Raw genomic sequence first — 14,733 nt, 5'->3', positions numbered from 1 at the left:
AATTGTTGCTGGCCTGGCGAAAATGGTGATTTCGAGAACCGGAACGGAGCGTACTTAAGGTACGTGAGTACCGGAAGCGCAGAAATTGCCATTTGCAGACGGCCAGTGGCAATTATTGGATAGACTGTTAGGCCGTTTGCCGCCGCTCTGTCAGCAGCAGGACAAGCGAGGCGGCTGGAAAGCAGAGGCCGATCCAGGCGGTCAGCGACCATCCGCCTGTCGCATAGGCCCAGCCGCCGATGGCTGAGCCAAGCGCGCCACCAAGAAAGAATGTCGCCATATAGATGCCGTTGAGACGGCTGCGATGGGCGGCTGTCATCGAATAGATGATGCGCTGGCCGCTGATCAGATTGGCCTGTACGCCGAAATCCAGAGTAATGGCAGCAATCGTCAGGCAGATCACGCCTGTCAGCGGTGAGGTTTCGATCGCATAGCGGCCAAGCACGAACGCAGCGATGCCCATGACCATGGCGCCGATGGAAATCTGCCGGGTCAGGCCGCGATCAGCCATTCGTCCGGCAATGGGTGAGGCGATGGCACCGGATGCTCCGGCGAGTGCAAACAGCGCGATACCATTCTGGCTCAGGCCAAAATGCGGGCCTGACAGCAGCAAGGGCGTCGTGGTCCAGAACAGGCTGAAGGCACCAAACATCCCGGCCTGATAAAGCGCCCGGCGCTGGAGTACACGGTTTGTCAGCGCCATATGGGCCATGGAGGACAGCAGCGCACCGTAGCCGATCTGCGCATGCGGCTGGCGGCGGGGCAGGGTCATGCCGAGCACCACCATCAGCCCGATCATGGCAACCGCCGAAAGCACGTAGATGACATGCCAGGACGATGCCTCGGCGATGAAGCTGGCAATGGGCCGGGCCAGCATGATGCCGCAGAGCAGCCCGCTCATGACATTGCCGACAACCCGCCCGCGTGAGGCATCCGGTGCCATGCTGGCGGCAAAGGGCACCAGAACCTGGGCGGCTGCGGATGCAAGGCCAATGCCAAGGCAGGCCAGCAGGAAAAGACCCGGCGAGGTCGAAAGCGCGCCGCCCAGCAGGGCCAGCGCGGCAAGACCAATCAGGATGATCACCAGCTTGCGGTTTTCGATCAGGTCACCCAGCGGCACCAGCAGCAAAAGGCCCAGACAGTAACCAAGCTGAGTGAGGGTGACGATCAGGCCGGTCGCCTGGGGTGAGAACCCCAAATCCGCGCTGATCGGTCCGGCCAGCGGCTGGCCGTAATAGAGATTGGCGGCGATAAGCCCGCAGGCCAGGGCAAAGATAAAGGTCAATATCGGCGACAAGGTGTGTTCAGCGTCATGCCGCAAGAGCGGGCTGGAATGGGTCATGGTGGTTGCTTCTCGGCTTGGGGCGCCATGGTCTTGGGAGGATGCCATGGTACTGGTGTCAGTGAGTGCCTGTTGAATGATTGAGCGAATAGGACGTGTTACGACGAACCTCACCGCGCCGTGCTGCTGTACGCCGCTGTAAGGGCTAAAATCCTGGTCAGTCCAAAAGCCGCAGCGCCGCTTGCGCCACGGCCTGCATCTCGTCTTCTGTTCGGCCTGTTTTGCCGACCACGCGCATGCCCATCGTCAGGCAGAGCAGGGTGCTAGAAATGACATCGGCATTCAGATCGGCCCGGATCGAGCCATCGGCCTGTCCGGTAACAATCTGGTCCTTCAGGCGCTGCTGGTTGGCGGTAAAAGCGAGCCCTACCCGGGCGGAGGCTTCCGCATCCAGCAGTGCCAGATCATTGGCACCGCCGACGATGAGGCAGCCGCGCCGGCCTGCCGCGCCATGGGCGTGGTCGGCATAATGCTGCAAAAGGGCAAACAACTTTTCCCGCCCGGTCTTAAGCGGTGCCATGCGCTTCAGGATCATCGCATGGCGCACCGACCAGTAGCGATCGAAGGCGGCGAGAAATACACCACGCTTGTCGCCGAACGCCTTGTAGATACTACCTGCCGTCAACCCCATGGCTTCGGCAAGCTCACTGATCGAGGCGGCCTGGTAGCCCCGCTCGGAAAACACCACCAAGGCAGCGTCCAGCGCCACATCCGTGTCGAATTCCCGAGGGCGGCCCGCAGGTCTGCCGGATTTTGTTTGCTGGTTCATCATGGTCCTACAATAGGAAATGATCGTTTCCAAATCAAGCAAAAAAATGACTGCGATCAATAAACCGCAGTCAATGTCTTCAGGCGATCTTCTTAACCTCTTGCGGAGTGAGAGAAAACTCGACCGCAGACCCACAATGAATGGCAGTGGAATCAAAGCCCGGCAGGCAAAGATCGTCTGGATTGAGCAAAAGACAAATCTCGGTGCAGCCGAGAATGACGCAATCGGCACCGTCTGCCTTGGCCTTTTCGATGATTGCCAGATAGGCAGCCCGCGACTGCTCTTCAACGCGGCCCGCGCAGAGTTCGTCAAAAATCACATCATGCACAATGCCACGATCCTCTGCGCCTGGCACCATGGGCAGCAGGCCGAGGGCACGCATGCGATCGGTGTAGAAGCCATGCTCCATCGTGTAGCGGGTGGCGAGCAGCAGGGGCCGCTTGAAGCCAGAGTCTTTGATAGCCTGGGCCGTCGCATCGACAATATGGATAAGCGGCACGGAAACACGCGCTGCTACGGCATCGGCAATCAGATGCATGGTGTTGGTGCAGATCAGCACGCATTCGGCACCGGCACGCTCCAGGGCGGCAGCGGCATCGCCCAGCACTTTTTCCGCAAGATCCCAACGGCCTGCCTTCTGGTAGCCAACGATCTGCGAAAAATCGACCGACCGCATGACGATTTCAGCCGATGCCAAACCGCCCAACTGATGGCGAACCGCTTCGTTGATAAGCCGATAGTAAACCGCCGAGCTTTCAAAACTCATTCCGCCAATCAAGCCGATCATCCGCATTGTCGTGTTCCCCTTGGTGTCTTTGGTAGTGATGAACAAAACTATGCCAGTGGATGGAAGCGGTTGATTTGCAAATTTCTCGAAAATCACCATAAGTTCCGCACAAAAATTGCGAGAAAAATGTGAAATGCGCGTATGCTTTGCGCATTCATCCTGAAAGGCGGAGGATTAAGGCGTGATTGACGAGAGAGACAGGAAGATTCTGGATCTGTTGCAACGGGATGCCGCCATTGCGGTGAGCGATCTCGCCGACAAGGTCGCCCTATCGGTTTCGGCCTGTTCGCGCCGGATTCAGAAGCTGGAAGAGGGCGGATATATCGAGCGACGGATCGCCGTGCTCAATCGCGACAAGGTGGGCGTGCCGACAACCGTTTACGCCTTGGTGAAAACCGCCCATCATACCGATGAATGGACGGAGGAGTTTCGCCGAGCGATTACCGATATCGCCGAAATCGTCGAGGCGCATCGCCTGACCGGACATCATGATTATATCTTGAAGATCGTTCTGCCACGGGTCGAGCATTACGACGTCGTCTATCGTCGGCTGGTGCGGCGTATCGAACTTTTCGATGTGTCCGCCTCGATCTCGATGGAGACGATGAAAAGCGGTTCCGCCGTTCCGGTGGATTATGCTGTGTGACGAAAGGCGATACGCCGAAAGACCGGCGTTTCGCTCACTATAGCACCGTGCGTCATATAGGGCGCACAACGGCTCGCTGTCGCTCTTTATGCGACAAGGCGTCCCAATCGGGATGGTCGCGGCAATCAGCCGTTATATTCGTTGCGGTGATGCGGCTTCTTCGTGGGGGCCTTGAATTGCCATTCGCCGCTGGACGACTGTTGACTGCTGTCGCTCGCGTTGAGTTGTGCCGCCGTTTGCGTGGACGCAGTGGTCTGGGCGGGCTGGGTGGTGGTTTTTGTCGTGGTCGCGGCAAACGATGCGGATGCGCCGATCAGGCTTGCGAGCACGGCTGTGGCGATAAAGGTCTTCATGGATCTCTCCAACTTTACAAGTGGATAAAATTAAGTCGAACTCTTCGGTTCGATGCCTTGAATCTGGGCGCTTTTGCTGCGCTTTGCAACGGCGCGCGCCTGTCAGAAAAGGCATTGCAGACATGCGTTGGCGTCCCTTGTCGAATTGTGGATATAAAAATCTAGTAAAATCAGCCTATTACTTTTTCTGCCTCCAGGGATTTCCGCCTTGGATGGTCTGCTCTCGGTAGTCTCACTTCCTTTTGATAGATGACGGCGCTCAAAGGACATGGATTTGATGGAAAATTGTGCAATTGTGACGTTACGGGATGGTTCTGCGGGTATGGTTCAAATAAGCGCCGGGGATTTCAATCCCGCCTCACTGCACACGCTTTGGTTTTGCAGGGAGGGAACAAACCTCTGCCCCGTTGGTTACCTCTACAGTACAAACAAGGAGGATAACCCAATGAATCATACCAATCACGTTCGTCTCACCACCGCTGAACTCACACCTGCCGTGCTCGAAGGTGCAACCATTTATGGTGCTGACGACCACAAGGTCGGCAAGCTGGATCATGTCCATGGTCTGGGTGCCAGCGGCACAGCGATCATTGATGTCGGCGGCTTCCTGGGTATCGGTGCAAAGCCGGTCGGTGTTCCGCTGTCGGATCTGCAATTCATGCGGGATGAAGATGGCGACGTCCATGCCGTCACCACATGGACGAAGGATCAGCTGAAGGACATGCCTGCGCATAAGGACTAATTGTCCTAGGCATTCGCGAGGAATGATTTCCATGACTTATGTTATGTGAAATTCCACTTAAATACGATATTATGGCCATCTTGGGATCAGGGTGGCCATTTTCATGGGATATAGAGCTGGTTTAGGCCGGGGATGGGAACGTCGGTGGCGGCGCGACCTTAACGCCGTCTATGGATATTCTGGAACTGCGCCCCGACGAAGGTGTTCTCGACCCATAGACCGGACTGGCCTTTTCATGAGATCGGCGGTTTTTTCGGTAGCCGTTTGTGTGATGCCAACCCTTTTACACGCTGAAAATCTCCCCTGCAGTGGCCGTAAGGCAGGTATCGCAATGTGCCGGGGCGATCTTTTTGTCTGTAACGATGGCTCAATCAGCGCCAGCAAGAAGTCATGCTCGAGATTTATGGGTGGAGCGGAAGGTCGGACGGATGGTCCTGCGTTCAACCTGACTTCTCCTGTGGACCCATCTTTGGCCCCAGCGTCGGAAGGGTCGTGCTCATGCCGTTCCGGCAGCTTTTGCGTTGGTCCCCGAGGTGGGCGGTTCTGCCTTACCGATAGCGGTACAAAAAGCTACTTGAGGAGATGACTTTCCACGTTTTGTCGGGCAGGGGCGGGTGGATTTTTCCGTCGCCATGGCCATCAAAGCCGTTACTATGCCGACTGGCCGCTGGAAACAGGGTGCTATAGTTCCTACATAGAATGCATTCCAACCATAGGAGTTACGTCCATGACGAGTGAACGCGCAGTGTTGGCAGGCGGTTGCTTCTGGGGCATGCAGGACCTGATCCGCAAGCTTCCCGGGGTCATCGCTACCCGAGTGGGATATTCCGGCGGCGATGTCGCGAACGCGACCTATCGCAATCATGGAACACATGCCGAGGCGATTGAAATTATCTTCGATCCATCAAAGACAAGCTTTCGCGATCTCCTGGAATTTTTCTTCCAGATTCATGATCCAAGCACGCCTAATCGTCAGGGAAACGATGTCGGCGTCAGCTATCGTTCTGCGATCTTCTACACGAGTGAAGAGCAAAAGAAGGTTGCCGAGGACACCATTGCCGACGTGGACGCTTCCGGCATCTGGCCTGGCAAGGTCGTGACCGAACTGGCACCTGTGGGTGATTTCTGGCAGGCCGAGCCGGAGCATCAGGACTATCTTGAGCGCATTCCAAACGGATATACCTGCCATTTTCCTCGGCCGCATTGGAAACTGCCGAAACGTCAGGCCGTGGCATAACGGTCCTCGAAAGACGTTCCGCCTCTTGAAGGCGGCGGTTTCTCGGTTTGCCTTCTCAGCGTCTCGCCTGAGATCATTGAGCATTTCCGCTTTTCAGTGAAGGGCGGAAATCCTCCTTGTTTCTGTTTTCAAAACCTTCCGGCTGCCAAAACCACCTGGCGCTTTCGCCTGAAATTTCCTCTTCTTCATGTCATCACTGTATTCTTCAGCCTCATCGGTCAATCTGGCGCTTGACGCGCATTGCGAAGCGCGTTACCAAGAACCGTACCGTACGGTACTTAGATTGAAGGGCTTTCACTGTGTCGACCAATGCCATGCCAACAGCAGAATTTTCTGCACGCCAGAGCGCGGTTCTGGCGGAGGCTCTGCGCCTTTTGGTCGAAGGTGGCGACAAGGCATTGACCACGGCCGGTTTGGCGCGGGCAGCCAATTGCTCCAAGGAAAGCCTTTATAAATGGTTCGGGGATCGCGACGGTCTGCTGTCGGCGATGATTTCCTATCAGGCAAGCAAAGTGCGCACATTCGAGCGCGCCGGCGAGCGCCTGACGCCGCAGATGCTGGCCGATCATTTGGAGGTTTTCGCCCGCGATTTGCTGGACGTTCTCTCAGGGGAAATCTCGTTGGCGCTGAACCGTCTTGCCATTGGCCAGACTAGCCGCGATGGCTCGAAACTGGGGAAAATGCTCCTGGAGCGTGGCCGCCGCCAGATCGACCGCCGGGCGAGGGCGCTGCTGGATGCCGGACGGCGCGATGGCCTGTTGCGGTTCGAAGACGGCGAGGATGCCTATCGCACGCTCTACGGCCTGATCGTTTCCGATCTTCATGTTCGCCTGCTCCTGGGTGAAAAACCCGAGCCACGAAAATTCGACGCCCGAGCGCACAAGGCGGTGTCCGCCTTTCTTGTGTTGCACGGCACGGACAAGACATCGTCAGCGTAAATCCTGGCGAGGGATAAAACACTCAACATCAGACACAGCATAGGGAAGGATTACACAATGCGCGTCTATTATGATCGTGATGCCGATTTGAACCTCATCAAGGCGAAGAAAGTCGCCATCATTGGCTACGGCTCCCAGGGCCGCGCTCACGCGCTGAACCTCAAGGATTCGGGCGCACAGAACGTCGTCATCGCCCTCAAGGCTGGCTCGGCCACCATTGCCAAGGCTGAAGCCGATGGCTTCAAGGTCATGACCGTTGCCGAAGCGGCAGCCTGGGCTGACCTGATGATGATGGCAACTCCTGACGAATTGCAGGCTGACATCTACAAGGCAGACATCGCCGGCAACATCCGTGATGGCGCAGCAATCGCTTTCGCCCACGGCCTGAACGTTCACTTCGGCCTGATCGAGCCGAAGAACACCGTTGACGTTGTGATGATCGCACCGAAGGGCCCTGGCCACACGGTTCGCGGCGAATACCAGAAGGGCGGCGGCGTGCCTTGCCTCGTTGCCATTCATCAGAATGCCTCCGGCAACGCTCTTGAAGTGGCTCTGTCCTACGCTTGTGGCGTTGGTGGCGGCCGTTCGGGCATTATCGAAACCACCTTCCAGGAAGAATGCGAAACCGACCTGTTCGGCGAGCAGGTCGTTCTGTGCGGCGGTCTCGTCGAACTGATCCGGGCTGGCTTTGAAACGCTGGTTGAAGGCGGCTATGCGCCTGAAATGGCCTATTTCGAGTGCCTGCACGAAGTGAAGCTGATCGTGGACCTGATCTATGAAGGCGGTATCGCCAACATGAACTACTCGATCTCCAACACGGCTGAGTGGGGCGAATACGTCACCGGTCCGCGCATCATCACTGCTGAAACCAAGGCTGAAATGAAGCGCGTGTTGCACGACATTCAGACTGGCAAGTTCACCTCGGACTGGATGCAGGAATACCGCGCCGGTGCCGCTCGCTTCAAGGGCATTCGCCGCATGAACGACAAGCACCAGATCGAAGAAGTTGGCGCAAAGCTGCGCGGCATGATGCCTTGGATCGCCAAGAACCAACTGGTTGACAAGGCTCGCAACTAATCAGCGCGAACAGTTCTTGGCGCTCCAAGTTTCTTTGTCTGCGTGCCTTCGGCATCGCGGGGGATCGCCAAGAACCAGCTGGTCGGCAGGGCCTGCAACGAAACGATAAAGCGCCGCTGTTAGCCGACATGCGGCGCTTTATCGTGTCAGGGGCTTTCGCCTTGCAGGGCGATGATGGCCTCTTCGAACTGTTCCATCTGTTGAAAATAGTACACTCCCTTGAGGGGAGGCAGGTTCATGAAGGCCGCTCCGCCCAGCCAGAGCGGGACATCCAACGGTAAACCCTTTCGGATCTCCTTTATCTCCAGCTCAAAATTGCGAATGCGCTTCAAGGCGCCGCTGATGCACACGACGGTCGAGCCGGATTGCCTTGCCATTGCGACGAAGTCCTTGGCCGGAAGCTGGGCGCCGAGATATGTGGTGTGGATGCCATGGCTGCGGGCGATCAGCGCCGCTACCAGCCCGCCGATATCATGCAATTCGCCTTCAAGCGTGGTGAAGACTATTCTTTGTGAACCGCGCGGCGACGCCAGAAGTTTGAATGCGCCGTTCAACAGCACCCTGACCGACGAAGAGGCGAGATGTTCTGACGCGATGGACAGGTGGCCTTCCGCCCAGCGTCGGCCGATTTCCGCCATGAATGGCAGGACGACGTGCTTTGAAAAATCGACAGGCCCAAGCGCAATGAAGCGGGTGCTCAGCAGCCGGTCCAAGGTCTCTCCGTCAAGGTTTTCCACGGCTTTAAAAACAGGTTCCAGGTCGTCCAAACGCGCCTGGTTCATCGCGGATCGTTTCAGCTCCTCGGTCGATAAATGGATAATGGAGCCGATCCGTTGCCCATTGTCGACGCAGGCCTTGAGCAGTTGCAACCGGACAAGATCTTCATGCCGGTAGATGCGGCGGCCACTGTCGGTGCGTTTGGGCACGATTGCTGCATAGCGGCGCTCCCAGGCATGCAGGACCAGCTTCGTCAGGCCGGTCTCATTCACGACTTCACGAAGCGAATAAGTCTCCTTCATAGATCGTCGCCTTATTTTTTATTCTATTTATATATAATATACAAAAATGATGATGAGATTGCAAATCGACTTTCGGTCTATGTTTGGATCGCCAACAGAGCTCTTTCCTCAACGCGCGGATGAAAATTTTGTCGAGGCTCGATGGGCTGAGTCCGCTGTGTCGGACGAGCCGGGTTTCCTCACTGCATTGACTATTTCTGTTTTTTTTAAATCACTTAGCGATTTAACCCTTAATATTTAGGGTAATTTAAATGACCAGAATAACCCGATATTTACTTGGTTTGCATAATATACAATTTTTAATGGTTATTTCTAATTTAGAAAACAATTGTATATCTTTCTGTGTGATACTTATGTCATCAAAGGCGCAATGAGACGCGCTTGCAGGTCAAAGGTCGAAGGATTCAGGCATGACTATTTTTGGACTGGGTGCTGATGCCAGATCGGAAGTCTCGGCTCTTCGCAAATCGCAGGCCGTCATAGAATTCAGCTTGGATGGCACCATTTTGGATGCCAATGACAATTTCTGCCGGGCGCTTGGCTACAGTCTGGCTGAAATCAAAGGCAAGCACCACCGCATGTTCGTCGATGCCAGCGAGGTTGAGACCAGCGATTACCGAAATTTTTGGGAAGGGTTGCGGCAGGGTAAATTCCAGCGCGCCCAATATCGTCGTATTGCCAAGGACGGTCGAGATGTGTGGATCGAAGCCTCATACAATCCGATAATGAAGGGTGATAAGCCCTATAAGGTCGTCAAATATGCCACGGATATCACCGCAGTAAAATTACAGGCGATGGAGGACGATGCCAAGCTGAAGGCGATTTCGACGTCGATGGCGGTCATCGAGTTTACTCCTGATGGCAAGATCATCACCGCCAATGAAAATTTCTGCAAGGCGATGGGCTATAGTCTGACGGAACTTATCGGGCGCCATCACAGTCTGTTTTGTGACAAGGCCTATACGTCTTCCTCAGACTACACATCTTTCTGGCGCGATCTGGGGAATGGACGGATGCTGGCTAATGAGTTCCGGCGCATCGCCAAGGATGGCCACGATGTCTGGATACAGGCCTCCTACAATCCAGTCTTCGACGCGCGGGGGAAAGTCTACAAGGTCGTGAAGTTTGCAACCGATGTGTCTAGCCGGATGGATGCTATTTCCCATCTTGGTGCCGCGTTGAAGGCCCTGGCGGGCGGCGATCTCACCAGCACGCTGAACAACACGTTCGTGCCGACCATGGAAAAACTACGTGCCGATTTCAACGAAGCCCTCAGCCATTTGCGCACGACAATGGACGGTGTCGCCCTGAGCGCCCGGTCCATCGCGTCGAGCACCAATGAAATCAAGGAGGCTGCCAACGAACTCTCGCGCCGTACCGAAGCACAGGCTGCGTCCGTGGAGGAATCAGCCGCATCGCTGGAAGAGGTGACGACGACGGTTGCCGACTCCGCTAAGCGTGCCGAGGAAGTCGGCCGACTGATGGAGCAGACCCGGCTGAATACCGAGCAATCCAGTGTTATCGTCAGGGATGCCGTGGTTGCCATGAATGAGATCGAGCAGTCTTCCGGGCGGATTTCGAGCATTCTGGGCGTCATCGACGAGATTGCCTTCCAGACCAATCTTCTGGCACTGAATGCTGGTGTCGAAGCGGCCCGCGCCGGTGAAGCTGGTAAGGGTTTTGCGGTCGTCGCCCAGGAGGTCCGCGAATTGGCACAGCGCTCGGCTTCATCCGCCAAGGAAATCCGGCAGTTGATCAGCACGTCCGGCAAGCAGGTCGACCGTGGCGTGGACCTTGTCGCCCAGACCGGCTCGGCTCTGGATAATATCCTCAATCAGATCCGCGCCATCGATACCAATGTCACGGCAATCGTTCAAGGCTCCAAGCAACAGACCACCGCGCTGCAGGAAATCAACAGTTCCGTCAATGTCATCGACCAGTCCACCCAGCAGAATGCAGCCATGGTTGAGGAAACCACGGCAGCGGCATTCTCGCTGTCCAAGGATGTTGATGATTTGTTCCAGATGGTCGCTCAGTTCAAGACCTCTCCGTCTGGCTCATCGTCATCCTATCCTCGCGCCGCCTGACCCCACAATCCGTCTATTGGTGTTCAATAAGGTGCCGTGCGCTCCATGCGCGCGGCGTTTTGTTTTTTGCTATCTATGAATGTATGGGCGGTATGAAACATGGGCAAAACGTGAGGACGTGACGAGACCGTCATCTTTTTGCGCTGAGATACCTTTACAAAGTCACTCGATCGCAGCGAATAAAGAATGATCTGGTGTCTTTTCAGATCTGCGAGGTCCGTGAACTGCCAGAGACTGGAAAAGAAAGTTTCATCCATGCTGTCCCATGCAAAAGCCATTATGCCGCAAGCCGCTGACGATCATTTGTCCTGGCCGGCGGATGGGGAAATATTCGATGTGAACCGGCTGGAATTGCGGGTCAAGCCTGGAGAACATCCGTTTCATAGTGCGCATCGCGATGCCATTCATCGAAATTGGCAGGCCGAGTCGGCGGCCAACCCCGCTCTTTTCGATGGTGCCATGGTCTTGTTCGACGAATTGCAGATCGGCGCCGGCGCTGTGAGTGGTGCAGGACATCTGATCCCCTATTCCAGCTTTCTGTTCTGGCGTCGTCAGGCTGAGCCACAGAGCGGCTATCACCTTTTTGGATTTCCGGTGCTGATTTCGGCCGATGGTGCCTTGATCGCGGTGGAAATGGCCGCTCACACCGCCAATGCAGGCCGGGTCTATTGTCCGGCGGGCTCGCTCGATGCATCCGATATTATCGATGCGATGGTCGATGTCGATGCCAATATGCGCCGCGAAGTGCAGGAAGAAACCGGACTGTCGGTGGATGATGCGGTGATCGATCCGCAATTGCGGGGCTATCGTCGAGGCCGTCGGGTCACGCTGTTTCGGGTGTTTCGTCTGGCCTTGACCACAGAGGCGATTTTCGACCGAATCGCGGCCCATATGGCTGTCGATGAAGAGCAGGAAATTGCCCGCGCCGTGGCCATTCGCTCGGCAGATCGCAATGCGCATGATTACACGCCAGACATGTATCCCCTGCTGGATTGGATTTTTCCCGGCTAAGTGGCTGGTGCGCCTTGCATGGCTGGCGCTGCTCGTGCAGTTTGCTGGCATTGTAACGGCGACTGGAGGCTTGTTTGGCTCGACACTATTGCATTTACGACGTCTTCACCGACAAAAAGCTGTGCGGCAATCCTTTGGCAATCGTGTTCGATTGCGAGGATCTCGATGACGATGCGTTGCAGGCGATAGCGCGGGAATTCAATCTCTCGGAAACGGTTTTCGTTTTCCCCTCGGTCAATGTCGCGCATGTGGCGCGTATTCGGATTTTTACCCCCGGACGTGAGCTTCCCTTTGCCGGTCATCCCACGGTTGGCACGGCGATCGGCCTAGCGGAAAAGGCTCATCAGGATCGTGAAGGGCCGCTCGACCTGGTGTCGGTGATCGATGAAAAGATCGGCCCGGTGCGCTGTGCGGTGAGCCTGAGGCCGGGTGAGGCAAGTTTTGCCGAATTCGATTTGCCGAAAACCTCCACCCAGATTCAACTGCCGCTCGACCGCCAGGGCATAGCCGATGCGCTTGGCCTGAAGCCGAACCAATTGCTTTTCGAAAACCATCTGCCGTCGATCTGGTCGGCTGGAGTGCCCTTCCTGCTCATTCCGGTCAGCAGTCTGGGAGATGTCGAAAGCATCGAATTCGATCCGCAGCTCTGGGAGCGGGCCGCCCCTTTCTGTGACGGCGCGCTGACCTCGGCCTATATCTATTGCCGTGGTGGTGTTCACCACGCGGCTGACTTTCACGCCCGGATGTTTTCCCCCGATATGGGCATAGCCGAGGACCCGGCCACTGGCTCCGCGGTGGCGGCGCTTTCAGGCGCCATCCAGCATTTCGATGCACTGCCGGACGGCCATCACCCGTTGCTGATCGAGCAGGGCGTGGAGATGGGGCGCCCCTCCTTCATCCATCTGCATATCGACACCAAGGAAGGCAAAGTTTTCCGCGCCCGCATCGGCGGCACCGCCGTGCGCATCGCTTCCGGCATGCTCGACATTTGATTTTCCTTGGTTTTTTCGAGTTTTGATTTTTTTTGCTGTTTCATGTCATTTTTTTCGAAACGGCGCTGGACAAGCAGAGACAACCCCTTTATATCCCCGCTCACGGCAGCGATGAAGCACAAACGAAGCGCTGCAGGCGGGTGATTAGCTCAGTTGGTAGAGCAGCTGACTCTTAATCAGCGGGTCGTAGGTTCGAACCCTACATCACCCACCATTCTTTTCAGTAATATCAGTGTTGCTGATTTATTTCCTTAGATGTGATGTTGCGAACATAGCGTTCAATTGGATGGTTTCTTTATTGAGACTGTTTTGCGGTGTCGGCACTTTGGTTTGTCCGCTTGTGATTACCAGTGTGAAGCCATTCGATCTGCTGGAAATTTCCAACTTTTCTCTGCTATCGTTTCAACGGGAATGATTTTTTTCCGCATCGGACGTGACCTGAAAGCTGGTCTCACGTTTCCGTTCAGTGCTGTAGTGAGGAAAGATGTTTGATATACGTGCTCTGGTATGGCCAGTAGATGACGATACTATGAAGCCTTGGGTGCGTCGGTTTCTCGATGATGTTTTGTCCCGCCCATTATTCAGCAGGATGATTTTGTTTTCTTCGATGGAAAATCGTCTTGCCATTCGAAATCGCTTTGCAAGAAAGTATCTCGTTGGCCGGGGCATTGAACTTGGTGCGCAGCAGGTTCCGACAAAAACCTCGGAAAACTGTCAGGTCGAATATGTCGATGTCGTTTCCAACAAGACGTTGGTCGAGCTCCATCATCTGCCTGCGGAGGATCTCGTGCCGCTGACGCATGTTATCGATGGAAACGATCTTTCGGTTTACGCCGATGGGGAGCTGGATTTCATCATCGCCAATCACGTGCTTGAACATTTCGACGATCCGGTCGGGGGGCTCTGCGAATGGATAAGGACCGTCAAAAACGGAGGCAAGCTCTTCCTAACCTTGCCCAATTTTCGCTGTAACTGTTACGATGTCGACCGCGTGCCGGCGCGGCGTGATCACCTGGACCTCGACTACAGGGATTCGGAAGGTCGGGCTGCCCGTAACTTCCAGCACTATGTAGACATAATGCAAACGCTCTTTCAGCTGTCTGATCCCGCCGAACAAAGACGTCAGGCGCAGGAGTGGATCGACGCAGACCTCAGGCAGCACTATCACGTCTACGACCAAGAGACGGTAAAGGACGTCGCGGCCCTTGCCGCGAAAGCGTCGTCAGTCGGATTGCGGTATGTGGACGGACTTTTCTCCAAGGATGGCTTTGAATTTCTGCTCATTCTGGAAAAGCAACCATCCGGTGGACTGCAAGGCTGGCCTTCGTCACGGCGTAGCGCGATCAGTGCGTTGCTCTGCCACGCACCGTTTCTCAAACATGAAATCATGCGTCGCCAATGATCGCGCGCCGGTCGCGGCATGGTTTCGGACGAAGCCTGCAACCTTGCTATTTTCGTGGCGGAGTTGCGTTTAATGGTTCTCTATCGTTGAACCTGTTTTGTTCTCTAGTATCTTTGTTGTATTCATGGTTCGTTCTTGATTATTCCAAAGTTTCATCCAAAAATGGCTGTGGATTCCTGTGGATAACTTTCCGGGAAGTTTGATATCAACGGGCTTGAAAGGTGGACGAACGTCCTCGCATTGAACAGATTTGACAGTCTGTCTGGTTCAGATTTAACCAGACAGACTGTCGTTCGTTTGTCTTTTCGAAAAAGCCGGCTTCCACCTTTTC

General features: G+C 55.4%; 15 protein-coding genes and 1 tRNA gene. 11 read left to right on the top strand and 5 right to left on the bottom strand.

The features are described from left to right. Positions 1-127: 127 nt before the first annotated feature. The 3 genes from FS819_RS09145 to FS819_RS09135 all read right to left on the bottom strand — a co-directional run bounded on the left by FS819_RS09145 (position 128) and on the right by FS819_RS09135 (position 2,904). Positions 128-1,342, bottom strand: coding sequence for an MFS transporter (locus FS819_RS09145; protein ID WP_156546209.1), 1,215 nt, complete (start codon positions 1,340-1,342; stop codon positions 128-130). Between the two features lie 157 nt (positions 1,343-1,499). Further along, positions 1,500-2,111, bottom strand: coding sequence for a TetR/AcrR family transcriptional regulator (locus tag FS819_RS09140; RefSeq protein ID WP_234624601.1), 612 nt, complete (start codon positions 2,109-2,111; stop codon positions 1,500-1,502). A 79-nt stretch (positions 2,112-2,190) separates the two neighbouring features. Then, entirely contained in the window at positions 2,191-2,904 is a 714-nt protein-coding gene (locus FS819_RS09135; RefSeq protein WP_156546203.1) for an aspartate/glutamate racemase family protein, read from the bottom strand. A 175-nt stretch (positions 2,905-3,079) separates the two neighbouring features. On the opposite strand from FS819_RS09135, the gene FS819_RS09130 reads away from it, so the two are divergent. Next, positions 3,080-3,544, top strand: coding sequence for an Lrp/AsnC family transcriptional regulator (locus FS819_RS09130; protein ID WP_060717853.1), 465 nt, complete (start codon positions 3,080-3,082; stop codon positions 3,542-3,544). 125 nt (positions 3,545-3,669) lie between these two features. Here the strand turns inward: FS819_RS09130 and FS819_RS09125 are convergent, their stop codons facing one another. Continuing rightward, the gene (locus FS819_RS09125; RefSeq protein ID WP_156546200.1) at positions 3,670-3,897 is read right to left on the bottom strand and encodes a hypothetical protein; all 228 of its coding nucleotides are present in this window, start codon (positions 3,895-3,897) and stop codon (positions 3,670-3,672) included. 445 nt (positions 3,898-4,342) lie between these two features. Here FS819_RS09125 and FS819_RS09120 point away from each other — a divergent pair, with 445 nt between their 5' ends. From FS819_RS09120 to ilvC, 5 genes are all read left to right on the top strand, one after another. Further along, on the top strand, positions 4,343-4,639 hold the full coding sequence (locus FS819_RS09120) for a PRC-barrel domain-containing protein (protein ID WP_015916427.1): 297 nt from the start codon (positions 4,343-4,345) through the stop codon (positions 4,637-4,639). Positions 4,640-4,742: 103 nt separating this feature from the next. After that, a complete protein-coding gene (locus tag FS819_RS09115) occupies positions 4,743-5,225 on the top strand; it encodes a YdcA family protein (protein ID WP_498724437.1) in 483 nt (160 codons plus the stop codon). A 141-nt stretch (positions 5,226-5,366) separates the two neighbouring features. After that, positions 5,367-5,876, top strand: coding sequence for a peptide-methionine (S)-S-oxide reductase MsrA (gene msrA / locus FS819_RS09110; protein ID WP_015916426.1), 510 nt, complete (start codon positions 5,367-5,369; stop codon positions 5,874-5,876). A 314-nt stretch (positions 5,877-6,190) separates the two neighbouring features. After that, positions 6,191-6,814 (top strand): TetR/AcrR family transcriptional regulator C-terminal domain-containing protein, encoded by a 624-nt coding sequence (locus FS819_RS09105; RefSeq protein WP_156546198.1) that lies wholly within the window; start codon positions 6,191-6,193, stop codon positions 6,812-6,814. Positions 6,815-6,871: 57 nt separating this feature from the next. After that, positions 6,872-7,891 carry a ketol-acid reductoisomerase gene (gene ilvC / locus FS819_RS09100; RefSeq protein ID WP_015916424.1) on the top strand — a complete coding sequence of 340 codons (1,020 nt, stop codon included), beginning with the start codon at positions 6,872-6,874 and terminating at the stop codon, positions 7,889-7,891. A 146-nt stretch (positions 7,892-8,037) separates the two neighbouring features. On the opposite strand, the gene FS819_RS09095 is transcribed toward ilvC, so the two are convergent. Then, positions 8,038-8,910, bottom strand: coding sequence for a MerR family transcriptional regulator (locus tag FS819_RS09095; RefSeq protein WP_156546195.1), 873 nt, complete (start codon positions 8,908-8,910; stop codon positions 8,038-8,040). Positions 8,911-9,320: 410 nt separating this feature from the next. On the opposite strand from FS819_RS09095, the gene FS819_RS09090 reads away from it, so the two are divergent. The 5 genes from FS819_RS09090 to FS819_RS09070 all read left to right on the top strand — a co-directional run bounded on the left by FS819_RS09090 (position 9,321) and on the right by FS819_RS09070 (position 14,402). Beyond that, positions 9,321-10,997: a methyl-accepting chemotaxis protein gene (locus tag FS819_RS09090; RefSeq protein WP_156546192.1), complete on the top strand. Its 1,677-nt coding sequence runs from the start codon at positions 9,321-9,323 to the stop codon at positions 10,995-10,997. A 255-nt stretch (positions 10,998-11,252) separates the two neighbouring features. After that, positions 11,253-12,008 (top strand): NUDIX hydrolase, encoded by a 756-nt coding sequence (locus tag FS819_RS09085; RefSeq protein WP_156546189.1) that lies wholly within the window; start codon positions 11,253-11,255, stop codon positions 12,006-12,008. Between the two features lie 74 nt (positions 12,009-12,082). Further along, complete coding sequence (locus FS819_RS09080) at positions 12,083-13,000, top strand: PhzF family phenazine biosynthesis protein (protein WP_156546187.1); 918 nt, start codon at positions 12,083-12,085, stop codon at positions 12,998-13,000. 138 nt (positions 13,001-13,138) lie between these two features. After that, positions 13,139-13,214 (top strand) — tRNA-Lys (locus FS819_RS09075). 270 nt (positions 13,215-13,484) lie between these two features. After that, on the top strand, positions 13,485-14,402 hold the full coding sequence (locus FS819_RS09070) for a methyltransferase domain-containing protein (RefSeq protein WP_156546184.1): 918 nt from the start codon (positions 13,485-13,487) through the stop codon (positions 14,400-14,402). The last annotated feature ends 331 nt before the right edge of the window (positions 14,403-14,733 follow it).

Source organism: Allorhizobium sp. Av2, assembly GCF_021462805.2.
Lineage (GTDB): Bacteria > Pseudomonadota > Alphaproteobacteria > Rhizobiales > Rhizobiaceae > Allorhizobium > Allorhizobium vitis_G.
Note: the sequence above shows the minus strand (reverse complement) of the source record. Positions and strands in the feature narration are given on the sequence as shown.